This is a genomic window from Gilliamella sp. LMG 34362 (assembly GCF_984569125.1).
In genome coordinates, this window is sequence record NZ_OZ474902.1 from 1,279,712 (window position 1) to 1,296,719 (window position 17,008).

General features: G+C 34.8%; 19 protein-coding genes. 13 read left to right on the forward strand and 6 right to left on the reverse strand.

All coding sequences use genetic code 11. The features are described 5' to 3' along the window. The first annotated feature begins 3 nt into the window (after positions 1-3). Positions 4-432, forward strand: coding sequence for an EamA family transporter (locus AC5LWZ_RS05885; RefSeq protein WP_086359021.1), 429 nt, complete (start codon positions 4-6; stop codon positions 430-432). Here the strand turns inward: AC5LWZ_RS05885 and moeA are convergent. From moeA to rsmI, 3 genes are all read right to left on the reverse strand, one after another. Further along, positions 424-1,647, reverse strand: a complete 1,224-nt coding sequence (gene moeA / locus AC5LWZ_RS05890; protein WP_493464154.1) for a molybdopterin molybdotransferase MoeA — start codon at positions 1,645-1,647, stop codon at positions 424-426. The genes AC5LWZ_RS05885 and moeA overlap by 9 nt on opposite strands. Before the next feature lie 122 nt (positions 1,648-1,769). After that, positions 1,770-2,861: a redox-regulated ATPase YchF gene (ychF, locus tag AC5LWZ_RS05895; protein ID WP_034902214.1), complete on the reverse strand. Its 1,092-nt coding sequence runs from the start codon at positions 2,859-2,861 to the stop codon at positions 1,770-1,772. A gap of 179 nt (positions 2,862-3,040) precedes the next feature. After that, positions 3,041-3,904, reverse strand: coding sequence for a 16S rRNA (cytidine(1402)-2'-O)-methyltransferase (gene rsmI, locus AC5LWZ_RS05900; protein ID WP_294911083.1), 864 nt, complete (start codon positions 3,902-3,904; stop codon positions 3,041-3,043). Between the two features lie 331 nt (positions 3,905-4,235). Between rsmI and nlpD the strand changes: the two genes are divergently transcribed. The 6 genes from nlpD (at position 4,236) to AC5LWZ_RS05930 (ending at position 9,371) form a co-directional block, all read left to right on the forward strand. Further along, a complete protein-coding gene (gene nlpD / locus AC5LWZ_RS05905) occupies positions 4,236-5,321 on the forward strand; it encodes a murein hydrolase activator NlpD (protein ID WP_110448094.1) in 1,086 nt (361 codons plus the stop codon). A gap of 108 nt (positions 5,322-5,429) precedes the next feature. Continuing rightward, positions 5,430-6,182, forward strand: a complete 753-nt coding sequence (gpmA, locus tag AC5LWZ_RS05910; RefSeq protein ID WP_034902210.1) for a 2,3-diphosphoglycerate-dependent phosphoglycerate mutase — start codon at positions 5,430-5,432, stop codon at positions 6,180-6,182. Between the two features lie 88 nt (positions 6,183-6,270). Continuing rightward, positions 6,271-6,849: a thymidine kinase gene (locus AC5LWZ_RS05915; RefSeq protein ID WP_198247106.1), complete on the forward strand. Its 579-nt coding sequence runs from the start codon at positions 6,271-6,273 to the stop codon at positions 6,847-6,849. 96 nt (positions 6,850-6,945) lie between these two features. Beyond that, complete coding sequence (locus tag AC5LWZ_RS05920) at positions 6,946-8,154, forward strand: aldose 1-epimerase family protein (RefSeq protein ID WP_110448092.1); 1,209 nt, start codon at positions 6,946-6,948, stop codon at positions 8,152-8,154. Between the two features lie 162 nt (positions 8,155-8,316). Beyond that, positions 8,317-8,910, forward strand: coding sequence for a UbiX family flavin prenyltransferase (locus tag AC5LWZ_RS05925; RefSeq protein WP_198199643.1), 594 nt, complete (start codon positions 8,317-8,319; stop codon positions 8,908-8,910). A gap of 11 nt (positions 8,911-8,921) precedes the next feature. After that, on the forward strand, positions 8,922-9,371 hold the full coding sequence (locus tag AC5LWZ_RS05930; RefSeq protein ID WP_198247109.1) for a PNPOx family protein: 450 nt from the start codon (positions 8,922-8,924) through the stop codon (positions 9,369-9,371). Positions 9,372-9,458: 87 nt separating this feature from the next. Here AC5LWZ_RS05930 and AC5LWZ_RS05935 read toward each other — a convergent pair whose 3' ends face one another. The 3 genes from AC5LWZ_RS05935 to pdxS all read right to left on the reverse strand — a co-directional run bounded on the left by AC5LWZ_RS05935 (position 9,459) and on the right by pdxS (position 11,962). Continuing rightward, positions 9,459-9,863 (reverse strand): GFA family protein, encoded by a 405-nt coding sequence (locus tag AC5LWZ_RS05935; RefSeq protein ID WP_493464155.1) that lies wholly within the window; start codon positions 9,861-9,863, stop codon positions 9,459-9,461. 618 nt (positions 9,864-10,481) lie between these two features. Beyond that, a complete protein-coding gene (pdxT, locus tag AC5LWZ_RS05940) occupies positions 10,482-11,075 on the reverse strand; it encodes a pyridoxal 5'-phosphate synthase glutaminase subunit PdxT (RefSeq protein WP_493464156.1) in 594 nt (197 codons plus the stop codon). Beyond that, positions 11,075-11,962: a pyridoxal 5'-phosphate synthase lyase subunit PdxS gene (gene pdxS, locus AC5LWZ_RS05945; RefSeq protein ID WP_086363324.1), complete on the reverse strand. Its 888-nt coding sequence runs from the start codon at positions 11,960-11,962 to the stop codon at positions 11,075-11,077. Before pdxS ends, pdxT begins: the two co-directional genes overlap by 1 nt. Before the next feature lie 150 nt (positions 11,963-12,112). On the opposite strand from pdxS, the gene AC5LWZ_RS05950 reads away from it, so the two are divergent. From AC5LWZ_RS05950 to AC5LWZ_RS05975, 6 genes are all read left to right on the forward strand, one after another. Next, a complete protein-coding gene (locus AC5LWZ_RS05950; RefSeq protein ID WP_493464157.1) occupies positions 12,113-13,513 on the forward strand; it encodes an aminotransferase-like domain-containing protein in 1,401 nt (466 codons plus the stop codon). 35 nt (positions 13,514-13,548) lie between these two features. Next, the gene (locus AC5LWZ_RS05955; RefSeq protein WP_198199654.1) at positions 13,549-14,769 is read left to right on the forward strand and encodes an MFS transporter; all 1,221 of its coding nucleotides are present in this window, start codon (positions 13,549-13,551) and stop codon (positions 14,767-14,769) included. Between the two features lie 47 nt (positions 14,770-14,816). Beyond that, positions 14,817-14,960: a hypothetical protein gene (locus AC5LWZ_RS05960; protein WP_181414678.1), complete on the forward strand. Its 144-nt coding sequence runs from the start codon at positions 14,817-14,819 to the stop codon at positions 14,958-14,960. Further along, entirely contained in the window at positions 14,953-15,435 is a 483-nt protein-coding gene (locus tag AC5LWZ_RS05965; RefSeq protein ID WP_198199656.1) for a GNAT family N-acetyltransferase, read from the forward strand. Before AC5LWZ_RS05960 ends, AC5LWZ_RS05965 begins: the two co-directional genes overlap by 8 nt. Before the next feature lie 557 nt (positions 15,436-15,992). Next, positions 15,993-16,193 carry a SemiSWEET family transporter gene (locus tag AC5LWZ_RS05970; RefSeq protein WP_065579012.1) on the forward strand — a complete coding sequence of 67 codons (201 nt, stop codon included), beginning with the start codon at positions 15,993-15,995 and terminating at the stop codon, positions 16,191-16,193. Between the two features lie 460 nt (positions 16,194-16,653). Continuing rightward, entirely contained in the window at positions 16,654-16,884 is a 231-nt protein-coding gene (locus tag AC5LWZ_RS05975) for a hypothetical protein (protein ID WP_110448084.1), read from the forward strand. The last annotated feature ends 124 nt before the right edge of the window (positions 16,885-17,008 follow it).

Here is a 17,008-nt window from a genome sequence, read left to right on the forward strand (position 1 = left end):
TTAATGAGTGCTTGGCTTATTTATGCATTATTATCGGCGATTACTGCGGCTTGCGTAGCAATTCTCGGTAAAATTGGTTTACAACATCTTGATGCTAATACTGCGACAGCAATTAGATCTATAGTGATGGCAGTATTTTTAGTTGGTGTTGTTGTTGTACAGGGAAAACTGAATTTAATTAATACTTTTTTTAATGATAAAAAAGCACTGCTTATTATTGCATTGAGTGGCGTTGCTGGGGCGTTATCGTGGTTATTTTACTTTATGGCAATAAAAGAAGGGAAAGTATCGCAAGTCGCCCCCATTGATAAACTTAGTGTCGTTTTTGCGGTTATTTTTGCAGCCATCATATTTGGCGAAAAAATTTCATTCCTTTCGGCTATAGGCGTTGCCATGATAGCTGCTGGAGCGATATTAGTTGCACTATTTTAATAGTGTATTAAACAGCTCAACAGTTACTATCTCACCTTTGGTTACATTGCCTCTATCTTTTTCAAGTAAGATAAAGCAATTAGCATGATTAAACGATTGCGTGAGATGGGAGCCTTGTTGACCAGTTGAGACAACCTCTAACTCGCCATTAGCTGAAATTTGCAATACACCTCGTTGAAAATCCAATCTACCGATACTTTTTTTCAGATTTGTTGCTGTTTTTGCTTTAAGTGATAACGCAACTTCTGTTAAATTTTGTCCAGCAAGCGCTAAAATTAATGGCTGAACCAATTGATAAAAAGTGACGAGAGTTGAAACAGGATTACCCGGCAATCCGCAAAATAACGCATTACCTATATTGCCAAAGGCAAACGGTTTTCCTGGTTTTATGGCAATTTTCCAGAAGTTAACTTTACCCAGTTCCTCTAGTGCCATTTTAGTATAATCAGCATCCCCGACTGAAACACCGCCACTACTAATCACTAAATCAGCTTGTTTAGATGCGGTTTCGAGTGTTTGCATAATTTTGCTCGGATCATCGACAATAATCCCTAAATCAATAATTTCACAATTTAATTTATTTAATAATAATTTGAGGGTAAATCGGTTACTATCATAAATTGCACTATTATTTGCTAATGGGCTGCCAATCTCAGTTAATTCATTACCGGTGGAAAATATTGCAACTTTTAACCTTCGATATACTGTTAACTCAGCAATACCAAGTGTTGCTAAACTAGATAAGGTCGGAATAGTTAATCGAGTACCTTTTTCGACAATAACCGCACCTTGTTTAGCATCTTCACCTATATAACGAATATTACTAGCTGGTTTTATCTCATGTAAAAATTTAATTCCTGATTCAGTTTGTTCTGTCTCTTCTTGCATTACAACTGCACTAGCTTCGTTAGGAACTGGTGCACCAGTCATAATTCGTAAGCAACTACCTTTAGGCCAATTTAGTGATGAAATATCGTCACCTGCGTAAATTACTCCTGCTAACGGTAATAACCTTGATTGATTGATATCAGATAATCTTACAGCATAGCCATCCATCGCCGAATTATTAAAGCTAGGTACATTAATTGGCGAAATAACCGGTTCAGCAGTGATTCGATCTAAGGCATCAAATAATGCAACTTTTTCCATTAACGGTTTATGATTATATGTTGCTTCAAGTATATTTTTTTTGGCTTGTTCAAAGGTTAATAACATATATGAAGCTCCTTATAATCGATTTTCCGTGGTGTTAGACAAGTAGTTAATTGATAGCAGATAATCTATTGAGTTATATAAATATATGATAATGATGCCGCAATATACGGCATCAACAAAGATTAAACATTAAATAAGAAATTCATAATATCACCATCTTGTACGATATAATCTTTCCCTTCAGAGCGCATTTTGCCTGCTTCTTTAGCGCCTTGTTCACCACCATATTTAATGAAGTCATCAAAAGCAATGGTTTGTGCTCGAATAAAGCCTTTTTCAAAATCGGTATGAATTTTACCGGCAGCTTGTGGCGCAGTATCTCCAACAGAAATTGTCCATGCCCGAACTTCTTTAACACCAGCAGTAAAGTAAGTTTGCAGATTAAGTAAACTATAACCTGCGCGAATTACTCTATTTAAGCCAGGTTCAGTTAAACCAAGGTCTTGCATAAATTCATCGCGATCAGCGTCATCAAGTTCAGCTAATTCAGCTTCAATAGCAGCACAGACAGGTACAACGACGGCTTTTTCTTGCTCCGCAATAGCTTTGACTTTTTCTAAATATGGGTTGTTTTCAAAACCATCTTCATTAACATTAGCAATATACATTGTTGGTTTTAGGGTTAAAAAGCTTAAATATTTAATTGCATCTAATTCTTCTTTACTAAAATCGAGTAATAATAGTTTTTTGCCTTGTTCAAGATGAGGTAAACATTTATCTAAGATTTCAAGTTCGTACTTTGCGTCTTTATCACCACCTTTAGCACGTTTTTGTAAACGGGTAATGGCTCTTTCGCAAGCCTCAAGATCAGCTAACGCAAGTTCAGTATTAATGATTTCAATATCTTCAGCCGGATCGATTTTACCTGCAACATGAACGATATTTTCATTTTCGAAACAACGAACAACGTGGCCAATCGCTTCTGTTTCACGAATATTGGCTAAAAATTGATTACCGAGGCCTTCACCTTTCGATGCACCTTTAACTAATCCAGCAATATCAACAAATTCCATTGTAGTAGGTAAGGTTCGCTGTGGTTTAACAATTTCCGCAAGTTGATCTAAACGCGGATCTGGCATTGGCACTACACCTGTATTCGGTTCAATCGTACAAAACGGAAAGTTAGCAGCTTCGATTCCTGCTTTGGTTAGTGCATTAAAAAGCGTTGATTTACCTACATTAGGTAGTCCGACAATTCCACATTTAAATCCCATACTGTTTATTACCTTGTATTATAAAAATCTTAAAAATAGGCAGCAATTATATACTAAATTAGGCTAATTATGCTAATGTTGATACTGATATAAAATATTGAGCAAAACTAGGGTATTAAGTTTAGGAACTAAAAATTGTTGTTCCTATCATCATAATTAACTATTAATTACCTTTTTGATTAATTTTCCAGTGATAAACCGATCTGATATAATTGATTTTTCTTCAGCCCATACATCTCTGCGGTAATTGCCGCTGCTTTTTTCAATGGTAACTCTTTAACTAATAACTTTAAGGTAGTCATGACTTTGGCATCAATAGCATTATCAGTTTTGCTATGTCCTTCAACAATTAGAACAAATTCGCCTTTTTGGCGATTACTATCTTCTTGTAACCAGTCAATTAACTCATTTACTGGATAGTTGACAATCGTTTCCCATGTTTTAGTGAGTTCTTTTGCTAAAACAATATGTTTATCGCACCCCCAAATTGTTTGCATATCATTTAGGGTTTCTAACAGTCGATGAGTTGATTCATAAAAAATCATTGTTCGACTCTCTTCGCATAAAGTAGTTAGATAATCTTGACGAGCTTTGGTTTTTGCCGGTAAAAAACCTTCATAACTGAATTTGTCAGAAGGTAATCCAGCAACCGATAATGCGGCAATAGCCGCACAAGCGCCCGGAATTGGTACCACATTAATATTATTTTCTCGACAGGCTTTCACTAGGTGATAACCAGGATCATTAATTAGCGGTGTGCCTGCATCTGAAATTAATGCAATTGATAAACCTGATTTTAGTTTTTCGATCAAAACTTGTGCTTTTTCTTGTTCATTGTGATCGTGTAAAGCAAAAAGTTTAGCTTTAATACCTAGGTGTTGTAATAGTAGTCCACTATGTCTAGTGTCTTCAGCCGCAATAAGATCAACACTTTTAAGTGTATTAATGGCTCTTAGTGTAATATCATCTAAATTACCGATGGGTGTTGCAACAATATATAAAGTCATTCTATTTTGATCACTGTAAATTTTATGGTAAGGCATTAAATATACTATACCAAACCTTGTTTTATTGTATATACTCATTACCGTGAAATTAGTTTTAATAACTATTGGATAAAAATATGGCTTGAGTGCTTTTTTGTACTGATGATATTTTTTCGTTCTATAGTTAGTAGTTTATTTAGAATGCGGAAATTATTTATATATTCTGTGAACAATTAGCCATCAAATGAGATGTATTAATAACTTTTAAATCAAGAATTGTACATTTTTGCCAGTGATTTTATTGATTTACTTTACAAGTAATTAATATAATAGCTTTTTGTTGTAAAAAAGTTAAAATGTGCATAACAAAATAATATAATATAAATTAATGAAAGGTGTTATTGTGAAAAAAATTCTCACATTAAGTTGTTTAAGTTTGATGATCGCCGCATGTACACAAACTAATCCAGCTCAAATTGAAGATATTTCTGACTCTTCCAGTTGTTCTACTTCGTCGGTATATTCAAAACCACCGGCGAATATTTCTACTGGGACTCGTTCTTCGTCACAAATTTATTCATCATCAACACCAACAACATCTCGCTCGCCAGTTACAGCCAATAACAATAGCACTAGAGATAGCCAAAGTGTTGTTACCTCCAATGAACGTATTGTTTATAATCGTGACTACAATGATATACCTAAAGGTGGTTATCAAGGTGATACTTATACAGTTAAACGAGGTGATACACTTTTTTATATCGCTTGGGTAACAGGTAATGATTATAGAGCATTGGCAGCCAAAAATAACATTAAAGAACCATTTGCTGTAAATGTGGGGCAAGTATTGGATGTTAGTGGTGGTACAACAGTGGTTGAAACTAAAAAAACCACCTCTACTATGCCTGTTGTCACAACAAATAATAACAATAACGGTTCAGTAACCAATACCACGACTAAAACTAAACCGGTTGTAACGACAGTTACAACAACTACAACTACAACTTCTGGTAAAAATAAACCAACCAATACGATTCAAACTACGGAAACGGTAACTGAACCAGTTGATACTGCAGTGCCAACTAAACTACCAACTACATCTAACGTAGCTAATATTGTATGGCAATGGCCTGCACAAGGTAAAATTATTGAAAAATTTTCTAATGCTAGCAAAGGAATTGATATCTCAGGTAATTTAGGTGCTAAAGTCGTTGCTGCGGCTAATGGCCGAGTGGTTTATTCAGGTAATGCATTACCAGGTTATGGTAATTTAATTATTATAAAACATAACGATGACTATTTAACAGCGTATGCACATAACCAAACCATTTTAGTTAAAGAACAACAAAATGTTCGTGCTGGTGAACAAATTGCTACCATGGGGGCTACAGGAACTTCATCAGTAAGATTACATTTTGAAATTCGTTATAAAGCACAATCAGTCGATCCGTTAAAATACTTACCGACAAAATAATCGGTATTTTATATTAATATAGAGGCTTATGACCAATTAATCAGGTGTTTTATTGCAAACCAATTTGATTTAACCATTTTATTTTACGTAACTTAAGGAGTTATATTCATGGCAGTAAAAAAATTAGTTCTTATTCGTCACGGAGAAAGCGTTTGGAATCAAGAAAACCGTTTTTGTGGTTGGACTGATGTTGATTTATCTGACAAAGGTAACAAAGAAGCAGCAGAAGCGGGTCAATTATTAAAACAAGAAGGTTTCGAATTTGATTATGCTTATACTTCTGTTTTAAAACGTGCAATTCACACATTATGGCACGTTTTAGATGCAGTTGATCAAGCATGGTTACCGGTTGAAAAAAGCTGGAAATTAAATGAACGCCATTATGGTGCACTACAAGGTCTAAATAAAGCTGAAACTGCTGCTAAATATGGTGATGAGCAAGTTAAATTATGGCGTCGTGGTTTTGCGATTACTCCTCCAGCACTTGAAAAATCTGATGAGCGTTTCCCTGGGCATGACTCACGTTATAGCAAATTACCAGAATCTGAATTACCTTTAACTGAAAGTTTAGCTTTAACGATTAAACGTGTTCTTCCTTATTGGGAATCAACTATTGCTCCACGTGTTGCTAAAGGTGAACGTGTAATTATTGCTGCTCACGGTAACTCACTTCGTGCGCTAGTTAAGCATTTAGATAACATCAGTGATGATGATATTATCGATCTAAATATCCCAACTGGTGTGCCACTAGTTTATGAATTTGATGACAACATGAAAGTTGTTAAACACTACTACTTAGGTAATGCTGATGAAATCGCCGCTAAACAAGCAGCGGTAGCGAACCAAGGTAAAGCAAAATAGTATTAATTAATCTAAAGGGTAAGTTGTATAACTTACCTTTTATTTCCTAACACAGGGAATAAATATTTAACTTTTTGAGACGCTAATTTTGTCGAAAATTTATTATATTTATGGCGTAATGAACGCTGGAAAATCTACCGAATTACTCCAAATCGACCATAACTACTTAAGTAATAATATGCAAACATTATTGCTTAAATCTTCGGTTGATACTCGAGATTCCGCTGTTGAAATTGTATCTCGGCTTGGCTTACGTAAAAAAGCATTACAACTTGACGATAGTACAGTGGATGGCATAATTGAGCACATCAAACAAAATAATTACGCTTGTATTTTAATTGATGAAAGTCAGTTCTTATCATCTAATACCATCTGGAAATTATCTGATGTTTGTGATGAATACGGTGTTCCTATGATGTTTTTTGGTTTAAAAACAGATTACATGGGGCATTTATTTGAAGGTTCGAAAACCCTATTAGAAATTGCTGATAATTATAGAGAACTTAAAACGGTTTGCTGGTGTGGTAAAAAAGCCACCATGATCCTTTTAGAGGGAGAAAATGGACAAATAGTGAAATTTGGAAATTCGATACATCTTGGTGATAGCGAGTATCATTCAGTTTGTCGAAAACACTGGAAAGCTGGACAGGTAAGACCAAATCATTAAATTTACTTGTGCATTTGGATAAATATTCTACCATCAGAAAATAATGCTCATATTTTGATGTGCAAAAATATTAAATTATTATAAGGAATTAATCTCATGAAAATTAAAAATACATCATTAGCTATTTTACTAGGTTTAGTTTCATCTTCCGCCAGTGCAAAAGATTATGTAATTACCGATGGAGATAGAGTAATTCAAAAAGGTGATTGGCAAATATCAAACAAAAATATTAGTCCAGATGCACCTTCTTTTACTATTGAAAATGTAATTCTCAAAGGTGGTAAGCAAGAGGGATCTGAACTATTAACGATTAAGAGTGAAGGCTTAACAATTAATTTAAGCCCAACTCGTGGTTTAGGTATCGTAAACGTTGAAGGTAATGGGATTCGCTTAGGTTGGGACTCTCCAGTTAAAGAGATTGTTAATCCTAAATATATGAATTTAGAAAGTCGTGGTGGTGCAGGTTGGCTAGATGGCTTTAACGAAATGATGGTTCGTTGTGGTTTCGAATGGACAGGGCATGCTGTGCAAGCTGATGGTATGATGTATACACTTCATGGTCGTGCACAAAATACTCCTGTGTCAAAATTATTTGTTGAGGTTGAAGATCAAGCTCCTTTTACGATTACTATAAGGGGATTAATCAAAGAAAATACTTTTAAGAAGAGCAATTTTGAAACTTGGGTTGCTATCCGACATGTTCCTGGCAGCAAAGAATTTACCGTACATGATATCCTGACTAATTTAAGTGATTATGATCGTGATTATCAAATTATTTATCACAGTAATTTCGGTACGCCAATTTTAGAACAAGGGGCTAAATTTGTTGCACCAGTTAAAGAAATTTCACCTTTCAATGAATATGCAGCAACTGGTTTGAAAAATTGGCAAACTTATCAAGGGCCAACCAAAGGCTTTGATGAAATGGTTTATAACATTTTCCCTTATTCAGATGCAAATAATCAGACTCAAGTTATGTTGACGAATAATGCAAGTGATAAAGGGGTTGGAATTGCTTTTAATACTCAACAATTACCTGTACTGACATTATGGAAAAATACTGATACGCTTAAACAAGGTTATGTGACTGGTATTGAACCAGGAACAAGTTTTGCTTATCCAGTTACAATTGAGCGTGAGCAAAAACGTGTGCCTCAATTGGGTGCGGGCAAAAGTACAGAATTTATTTTAACTTATAGCCTATTGTCAAATAAAGAAGAAGTGGCAAACTATGATGCTAAAATAAAGGCTATTCAAGGAAACAAACAGACCAAAGTAGTTGAAGAACCTATGGCAAAAGAATAAGTCATTCGCAAATACCGCTAACAATTTTGTTGGCGGTATCTTTTCCTGTTCAAAGAAAGTTTTAATCATCCTGCCGATTCAAAATATTATTATCTATAATATGTTATTCTAAGCTACACTAATCAACAAATTTTCGGATTCAATTAAATAACAGGAATAAATATGGCTGCGAAAAGGATAGTAATTGGAATAAGTGGTGCTTCAGGCTTTGCTTATGGTATCAAAGCTTTAGAACTATTAAAACCAATGGATATTCAGACACATTTAGTGATCTCAAAAGCGGCAAAAATTACCGGTCATTATGAGCATTCGAAATCACAATTAACGCAATTGCAAGGGTTAGCTGATGTTGTATATGCGATCGATAATATTGGTGCAGCGATAGCGAGTGGCTCATTTAAAACAATGGGAATGTTAATTGCACCATGTTCAATGCGAACACTTTCAGCTATAGCGAATAGTTTGTCAGATAATTTACTTACTCGAGCAGCAGATGTGGTATTGAAAGAGCGTCGTCGATTAGTGTTAATGACGCGAGAAGCGCCATTACATTTAGGTCATATTAAAAACATGGAGGCGGTGACTTTAATGGGGGGGATTATTTTTCCACCTGTTCCTGCCCTATATCAACACATTGAAAGTGTTGATGATATTATTACTCATAGTGTTGCTAGAGCGCTCGATCTGTTTGATATTGATGTACCTTGTTTACCTCGCTGGGGTGAAGATAGGAATCTTAATCAAAAGCCTGAATAAGCAGTAATATCATGAAGACAAACGAGTTTAAAATAGCGCAATTTATCCAGCAACAACATGTATTAAATTTATGTGTGATATTAGCTAAAAGCCAGCCATGGGCATGTAATGTCTTCTATGTATTTGACAAAGAGAATTGGTGTTTATATTTCTTATCGGAATTGAAAACTAAGCATGCACAAGCAATGCTACAGAATCCAAATGTTGCTGGTACTATAAGTATTAATCCAAAATCGATAACTAAAATTCAAGGTATTCAATTTAGCGCTATAGCTGAACAACTCATTGATAATGAAGCTAGCAATGCTTATAAGCTTTATTATTCCGCCTTTCCTTTTGCAAGAGTTATGAAAGCACCGATTTGGTCACTACGATTGCAAGAAATTAAGATGACCAATAATCTAATTGGTTTTGCGCACAAAAGCTATTGGCAACGAGACGAAGATCTGAAAAATCATTAATTTGATAAATGGTATGTTAGGTTTTAGCATAATCATTATCTAATCACAAACTAAAACCCACTAATAACTTAAATCAAAAATGAGTTATCACAACTTGGATGGGATATTTTCCTCATATTCAGCATCACCATCACAAATAGTATCCCAATTGGCTTTTGAACCAGTATAAATGTGTATACGCTTTTCAGCATTAATTGGTTCATTAATCAACCCAATACGTAATCGGTAAGTACTATCGTCATTATCTCGACTAGAAAATAGATGTGAACCACAATTACCACAAAAATGACGGTTGACACCTAAGTTAGAAAAAACTTTTATATTTTCTTCCCCTTTGATAAAAGTTAAATCTTCCTTGTTAATGAGTGTGGCAGAATTAAACGCTGAACCGGTTTGTTTGCGACAACGTGAACAGTGACAAAAAACAATCGCTTTGATATCACTATTTAGTTGATAGACAATTTCGCCACATAAGCAGTTACCTGTCATCATGATTAATTTCCTTGTATTATTTATAGTCGTATTATTACCGCATTTTACATGCAAATTTAAAATAAGCTATAGATAGCTAAATGATCAGCATAATTCAACAAAAGCACAAAAATTTGAGGAACGGGGTTTTTAAAGCCTAAATCTAGCCACAATTTCACTGACATTGGTTATAAAACTAAAATCAGTTAGCTCTGAATATAAAAGTTTATTTCTAGCAAATCAGATTGGAGTATTTCATTTCGCGACATGAGCAATGTGCTGACAACTGAGAGAGGTTAGCATGGCAAACAGGGATGTTTGGCAAGGCTGTGTTTTGTCAGGAAGAAATCACAGCCGGTGCGTTAACAGCGAACGAAGGTGGAAGGCAGTCACATCGTGACCACTTGCGTGGTCGCCGCGAGAGTTGGTAAAGAGGGTTCGCGCAAACCCTCTTTACTCGGACGTAATCGCCATATAGAACTAGCTACCAAACAACAAAACGTCCGAAATTCACCGAATAAAAAATTTGAGGAACGGGGTTTTTAAGACAAAAAAATGGCACTAATAATTAGTGCCAATAATCAAATATTACTAAAATTTGCCATTTTTATAGTTTAAAAATGGACTATATTTTAAGCATTAACATTTTTCAACAAAATAGCGCATTATGCGGTTATCAGTAGTTAGTTCTGGGTGGAATGAACATACCAAAATATTATCTTGCTCCGCCATTACACAATGATTATCAACAAAAGCGAGTTGTTTTACTTGTTTACCTGCTTTGGCAATATAGGGGGCACGAATAAATACCGCTGGAATTTGCTGACCGATAGGTGCAATATCTAACAGTGTTTCGAAGCTATTTATTTGCCGCCCAAAGCCATTTCTTTCAACAATAATATCTATTAGTCCCAGTTGTTCAACCTCATTATGACTCGTTTCAGTGCCACAAAGTACTAATCCAGCGCAGGTGCCAAAAATACCTTTACCTTGTTTAGCAAACGCTTGGATTGGTTCAAATAAATCATTTTGTCTAATTAAACGACTTATTGCTGTTGATTCTCCTCCCGGAATAATTAAGCCATCAAGTTGAAGCAATTGTTCGTTTTTTTTAACTGCAATAGGACTCACAAAATCAATGCTAGCAAGCATGTTTAAATGTTCGGTTACGGCACCTTGTAAATTAAGCACCCCAATGATTTTATTAGCTTTTACGTTGGCAATTGTTGTCATTACCAGCCTCGATCTTGCATTCTTTCTGATTCAGTTAATTTACTGATTTCGATCCCTTTCATTGCTTCACCCAATCCTTTGGATAATTCAGCTAATCTTGGATAATCATCAAAATAAGTTGTTGCTTGAACAATCGCTTTGGCAAATTTTTCTGGATTTTGTGATTTAAAAATACCTGAACCGACAAATACACCATCAGCACCAAGTTGCATCATTAATGCAGCATCAGCTGGCGTGGCTACACCACCGGCAGCAAAGTTAACGACAGGTAATTTACCAAGTTGTTTAATTTGTAATACTAATTCATATGGTGCGCCAATTTCTTTAGCAAATGTCATAAGTTCATCCTTAGATTTGCCAACGACTAAACGAATTTGTTCATTGACACGACGCATGTGTCTAACTGCTTCAACAATGTTGCCTGTTCCTGGCTCACCTTTGGTTCGTAACATAGATGCACCTTCACCAATTCGGCGTAATGCTTCTCCCAAATCTCGACAGCCACAGACAAAAGGCACAGTGAATTCATCTTTCAATAAGTGATATTGTTCATCAGCTGGAGTCAGCACTTCGCTTTCATCAATATAATCCACACCCATTGATTCTAAAATACGTGCTTCAACAATATGGCCAATTCTTGCTTTAGCCATAACAGGAATCGTTACTGCTTTCATTACTTCTTCAACAATGGTCGGATCGGCCATTCTTGCGACGCCACCAGCAGCACGAATATCGGAAGGAACACGTTCTAAAGCCATAACAGCTACGGCACCAGCTTGTTCAGCGATTTTTGCTTGTTCGGCATTGACGACATCCATTATCACGCCGCCTTTTTGCATTTGTGCCATTCCACGTTTTACAGTTTGTGTACCGGTATGTTGTTTCATTGCTACTCCTGATTAATTAATGTTAGTTGTCTAATGTCAGGACTATTATTCAAAATTAAATCACTGCAATAAACAGCCAATTGGACTATAATTAACCCATCCAATTTTGCTTTTAAGGTAATAAGTTCTAGAAAACTTAAAAAATAAAAGATGTGGAATAAACAAAAATTGAGCCTTTTTAATGGCGCATTATTTAAAAAAGTCACGCAATTGATTGAGAACTATATCGAACAAGGAGTATTAATAGCCGGTGAACGATTACCATCTGAGCGTAATTTAGCCAAAGATCTACAAGTTAACCGTTCAACTATTGTGCATGCGCTAGATATTTTGACTGAACGAGGTATATTAGTGCGAAAGCAGGGCTGTGGGACTTTTGTTAATGAACAAAAGTGGGGGCTGCAAGCTTATTCGACTATTAATTGGCGATTGCCAGCCAATTTTTATCATCATCGTCAAAATGTATATCACCAAAAAGTGACACAGGTTCGGCATCAAATGGATCATATTTGTGATTTAGCTAATGGTGACTTGCCCACTAATATGATCCCAAAATTAATATTACCAAATATTACTTCCCATGAAATGGTTGCTTACGAAAAGAAAAGCGACATGTTGCAATTAGGGCTTCCTTCGCTTAAGCAGCAAATTGCGCATTATATGAAGAAACAATTTGCTATGGTGGTTGATACCGAACAAATTCTTATTACCTCAGGCACTCAACAATCTCTTTTTTTGATTACCCAAGGATTATTAAAACCTGGCGATGCGATAGGTATTGAATCACCATCATATTTTTATTCATTACCATTATTTCAAGCTGCAGGATTGCGTTTATACGGTATTGAATGTGATGAAGAGGGTATTACTTTAGAGAGTTTACAAAAAGTTACCTTAGAGCGACAAATAAAATGGTTATTTCTAAATCCTATCTTTCAAAATCCAATTGGTTGTGTGATGAGTAATCAGCGCAAGAAGCAGGTACTGGCATTTTGTCGAAAACAATGTATTGGTATTGTTGAAGATGATGCCTATAGTGGATTAGCTTTTGATGAAAAGACCAATATTTTACCGATTAAAAAATTTGATGTAAGTAATCAAGTGGTCTATTTAGGATCTTTATCCAAATATATCGGCCGTAATATACGTATTGGTTGGATGATAGCACCAAGTGAAATTATCGAAAAATTAGCCAATATCCGGCATCATATTGACTCTGGCTTAAGTATTTTACCGCAACTATTAGCTGAGGAATATTTAAGTCACCATTATCAAACACATCAAAAATGGCTCCGCCAACAATTGCAGAATAAAGCTAATCAATTGATGGATTGGCTTGATGATTATTTTAATGGCGATGTTATTTACCGAGTCCCAACCGGAGGTTTTCATTTATATGCTCATTTACCAGTTAATAATGCTGCACAAGAACTGACAATATTAAATCAATTGTTGTCAAAACATATTATTGTTTCGCAAGGTACTGACTTTGGCGATAATGTGGGTTCTATCCGATTAAGTTATGGACATTTTGAAAAAAATTTGCTTTGATCACACATACTAAAATCTGCGTTAAATTATTGATTATGGAAAGTTCTAAAACCGCATTATTATCTACCAATAAATTATTGCTTATTGCCGGCACTGGCTGGCTTTTTGATGCAATGGATGTTGGATTATTATCTTTTATATTAGCTGCTTTAAAGCAAGATTGGGGATTAACACCATCACAACTTGGTTGGATTGGCAGTGTTAATTCAATTGGTATGGCTGTTGGTGCCTTTTTATTTGGTATTTATGCTGATAAAAAAGGTCGCAAATCAGCTTTTCTATTCACTTTATTAATGTTTAGTATTGCCAGTGGCTTAAGTGCTTTTGCTTGGGGATTAGGTAGTTTATTCGTTTTACGATTCTTCATTGGTATGGGGCTAGGTGGTGAATTACCTGTTGCATCGACGCTAGTTAGTGAAAGTGTTGAGCCTGAAGTACGCGGGCGCATTGTGGTATTACTTGAAAGCTTTTGGGCTGTAGGTTGGATTTTAGCTGCGCTAATTGCTTATTTTCTAATTCCTCTGCCTGCAGTTGGTTGGCGTGGCGCAATGATATTATGTGCAATACCAGCTTTTTACGCGCTTTACTTACGCTTTAATTTACCGGACTCACAATCGTATCAACATCAAAATAGCCATGCTCAAACAGAGCCAGTTATCAAAAAAATACAATCACTATTATCAAACTCATTCCGACGTCAAACGATAATGTTATGGATAGTATGGTTTTGTGTAGTATTTTCATACTATGGCATGTTCTTATGGTTACCAAGCGTAATGATGCTTAAAGGCTTTGATATGGTAAAAAGCTTTGGTTATATTCTCATGATGACCTTAGCCCAATTACCTGGCTATTTCACAGTTGCGTGGTTGATTGAACGAGTAGGGCGTAAATGGGTATTAATAGCATATTTATTGGGTACTTTAATCAGTGCTTATTTATTTGGTATTGCTGACTCAATTAACCAATTGCTTATCAGTGGAGCATTATTATCATTTTTCAATTTAGGAGCATGGGGAGCAATGTATGCTTATACACCCGAACAATATAGCACCAATATTCGTGCTACCGGTGCTGGTATGGCTGCATCTATTGGTCGAATTGGTGGCATATTAGGTCCATTAATGGTTGGATTCTTAATGGCTAACCAAGTTGGTGTAAGCATGATATTTGCGCTATTTAGTTTATCAATTCTGGTTGCTATTTTAGCAATATTATTGCTTGGCAAAGAGACCAAACAAACTCGTCTTTTATAACTAATTAACCACCTTAGTTGTTTTAGTTGCGGACGTTTTATTATTTTATGACTAGTTCTGTATGGCGATTACGTCCGAGCAAAGAGGGTTTGCGCAAACCCTCTTTACCAACTACAGCCAGTCTTGTCAATGTTGGCGATAATGAAGTTGTTGAAGTAAATCATAATGAAAATAGGAAACACATTGGATAATTCTACATCTAAAATTGAAATAAAAGCATACTCTTCACTCTATGCCATTGAAATATGCGATTTGTTTCATTCGACTATTCATGCTATTGATACCGATATTTATAGCAAAGCAGAGCAAGAAGCATGGTGCCCAACACCACCAGATTATCAGATGTGGCTAAAACGTTTAGATAACACTCAGCCTTGGATAGCTATCTTTGGCTCACGCCTTGCGGGATTTATTGAACTTAAAGATGATGGTTACATAGACTGTTTTTACGTGCATCCTGACTTTCAAAAACGAGGCGTAGCTAGAAAACTCTATAACCATGTGCTTGATTTGGCCCACCAGAAAAATTTTTCACAATTAAGTGTAGATGCATCAAAAGTGGCCATGCCAATTTTCCAAAAATGGGGTTTTATAATAAAGCGAGCTAATAAAATATACAGAAAAAATCAGGTACTGATAAATTACCATATGTATAAAACACTTTGATTTTTATTGTGGCCTTTGTACGGTAAAGCTTTACTTAGACTAAATTCCTAACCGCGCTTTTTTGAGGCATTTGGGTTTATATTTAGACCTAAATACCTCTAGATAAGTGACTATTTATCGTCATTTCCCTGTTTTAGGCGCAAATTTCCTGCTGTACTGTTATTTATTCCTGACAAAACACAGCCTTGTCAAACATCCATGTTTGTCATGCTAACCTTACTCAGTTGTTAATACTGCTAATGTCGTAATCAGTTTTTGTACATTGCTTCTTAAGCTTAACGGTAATATAAAAGCAAAAAAATTCAGCAAAGCAATTTGGCAAATCAAAGTAAATTTTTTATTTTTTATTTTCAAAATATTACTAATTTTGCCAGTTATTTTTTATCATTTTATTTACATAAAATTGTCTAAAAGCTAGGTAGCACAAGGTTTAATTCGCTGATTATCTATGATAGATTAATTTCTCCATTCACATTTAAGCAGGTAGGTTGATCTTGAATCTTTCCCCTAAAGCTTTCCATTATTTAGGCGTCGTTGCAACGATTGCATCATTAGGCATGTATGTGTCATATATCCCACAAATTATCGACAATCTTCATGGTTTTAAAACCAATCCAACTCAACCATTAGCAGCAGCAATTAACTGTTCATTATGGGTTTGTTATGGATTATTACAACCTAAAAAAGATTGGCCGATTGCTATAGCTAATTCCCCTGGTGTTTTGTTTGGTTTAATTGCGTTTTTTACGGCATTGTAAATATATTGTTATACTTCTTTGTATTATTTCAATACAGCATAATTTAAACCTTATGCTGTATTTTTTTATCAAAATTTTATCAAATTATTAGATGATTTCTGTTGACAAATATAGAGTATTTATTTTCAAAAATAGGTTTTTATATTGCAGATTAAATTTTAACCTTGAAATTAAATTCATAAATATCAATTTGTTATAGAGTTATCAACAGGTTTGTTAAATACTTATCAAATAATTAAGTGAATAATTCACAAGTTAGTTTTGAATAAATGAAAAAGTTTTGTTTGTGTTATTTGATTCAATCATTGTCATCTATTTGCGATTCGATTATATTGGAGATCCGGCTGTTTATTAAACAGAGTTTATTTTTTAATACTCTTTTATATTGAGTGGTGATGTTATTAATTTAGATGTCGACTTAATCGTATGAGCGTTAAAGATATAAAATAAGGAAATCAAAATGACTAACATTAATCTTTCTGACGATTTGATAAAAGATTTTATCTATTCTATGTACCGTAAAGAAGTATTATTAAATTTAAAAGGGGTTGTTTTGACTGATGAAGATCGTAAACAACTTCATGAAAAAAGAGATTTTGTTAATCGATTGTCTGAAACTGAACTAGCCGATATTCGCTGTTGGGTTTTAGATAAATTGAAAGTACTTGAAAGCCAGCATAAGCAAGATTAATCGATTAAAATCTTGCGCTAACTTCATTAATAAACTGATAAAATTTATTTATCATATTGCTTATAACGATATGGACAGTTTTATCAATCGTTTTACAATGCAACAAGACTTATTATTTATAATT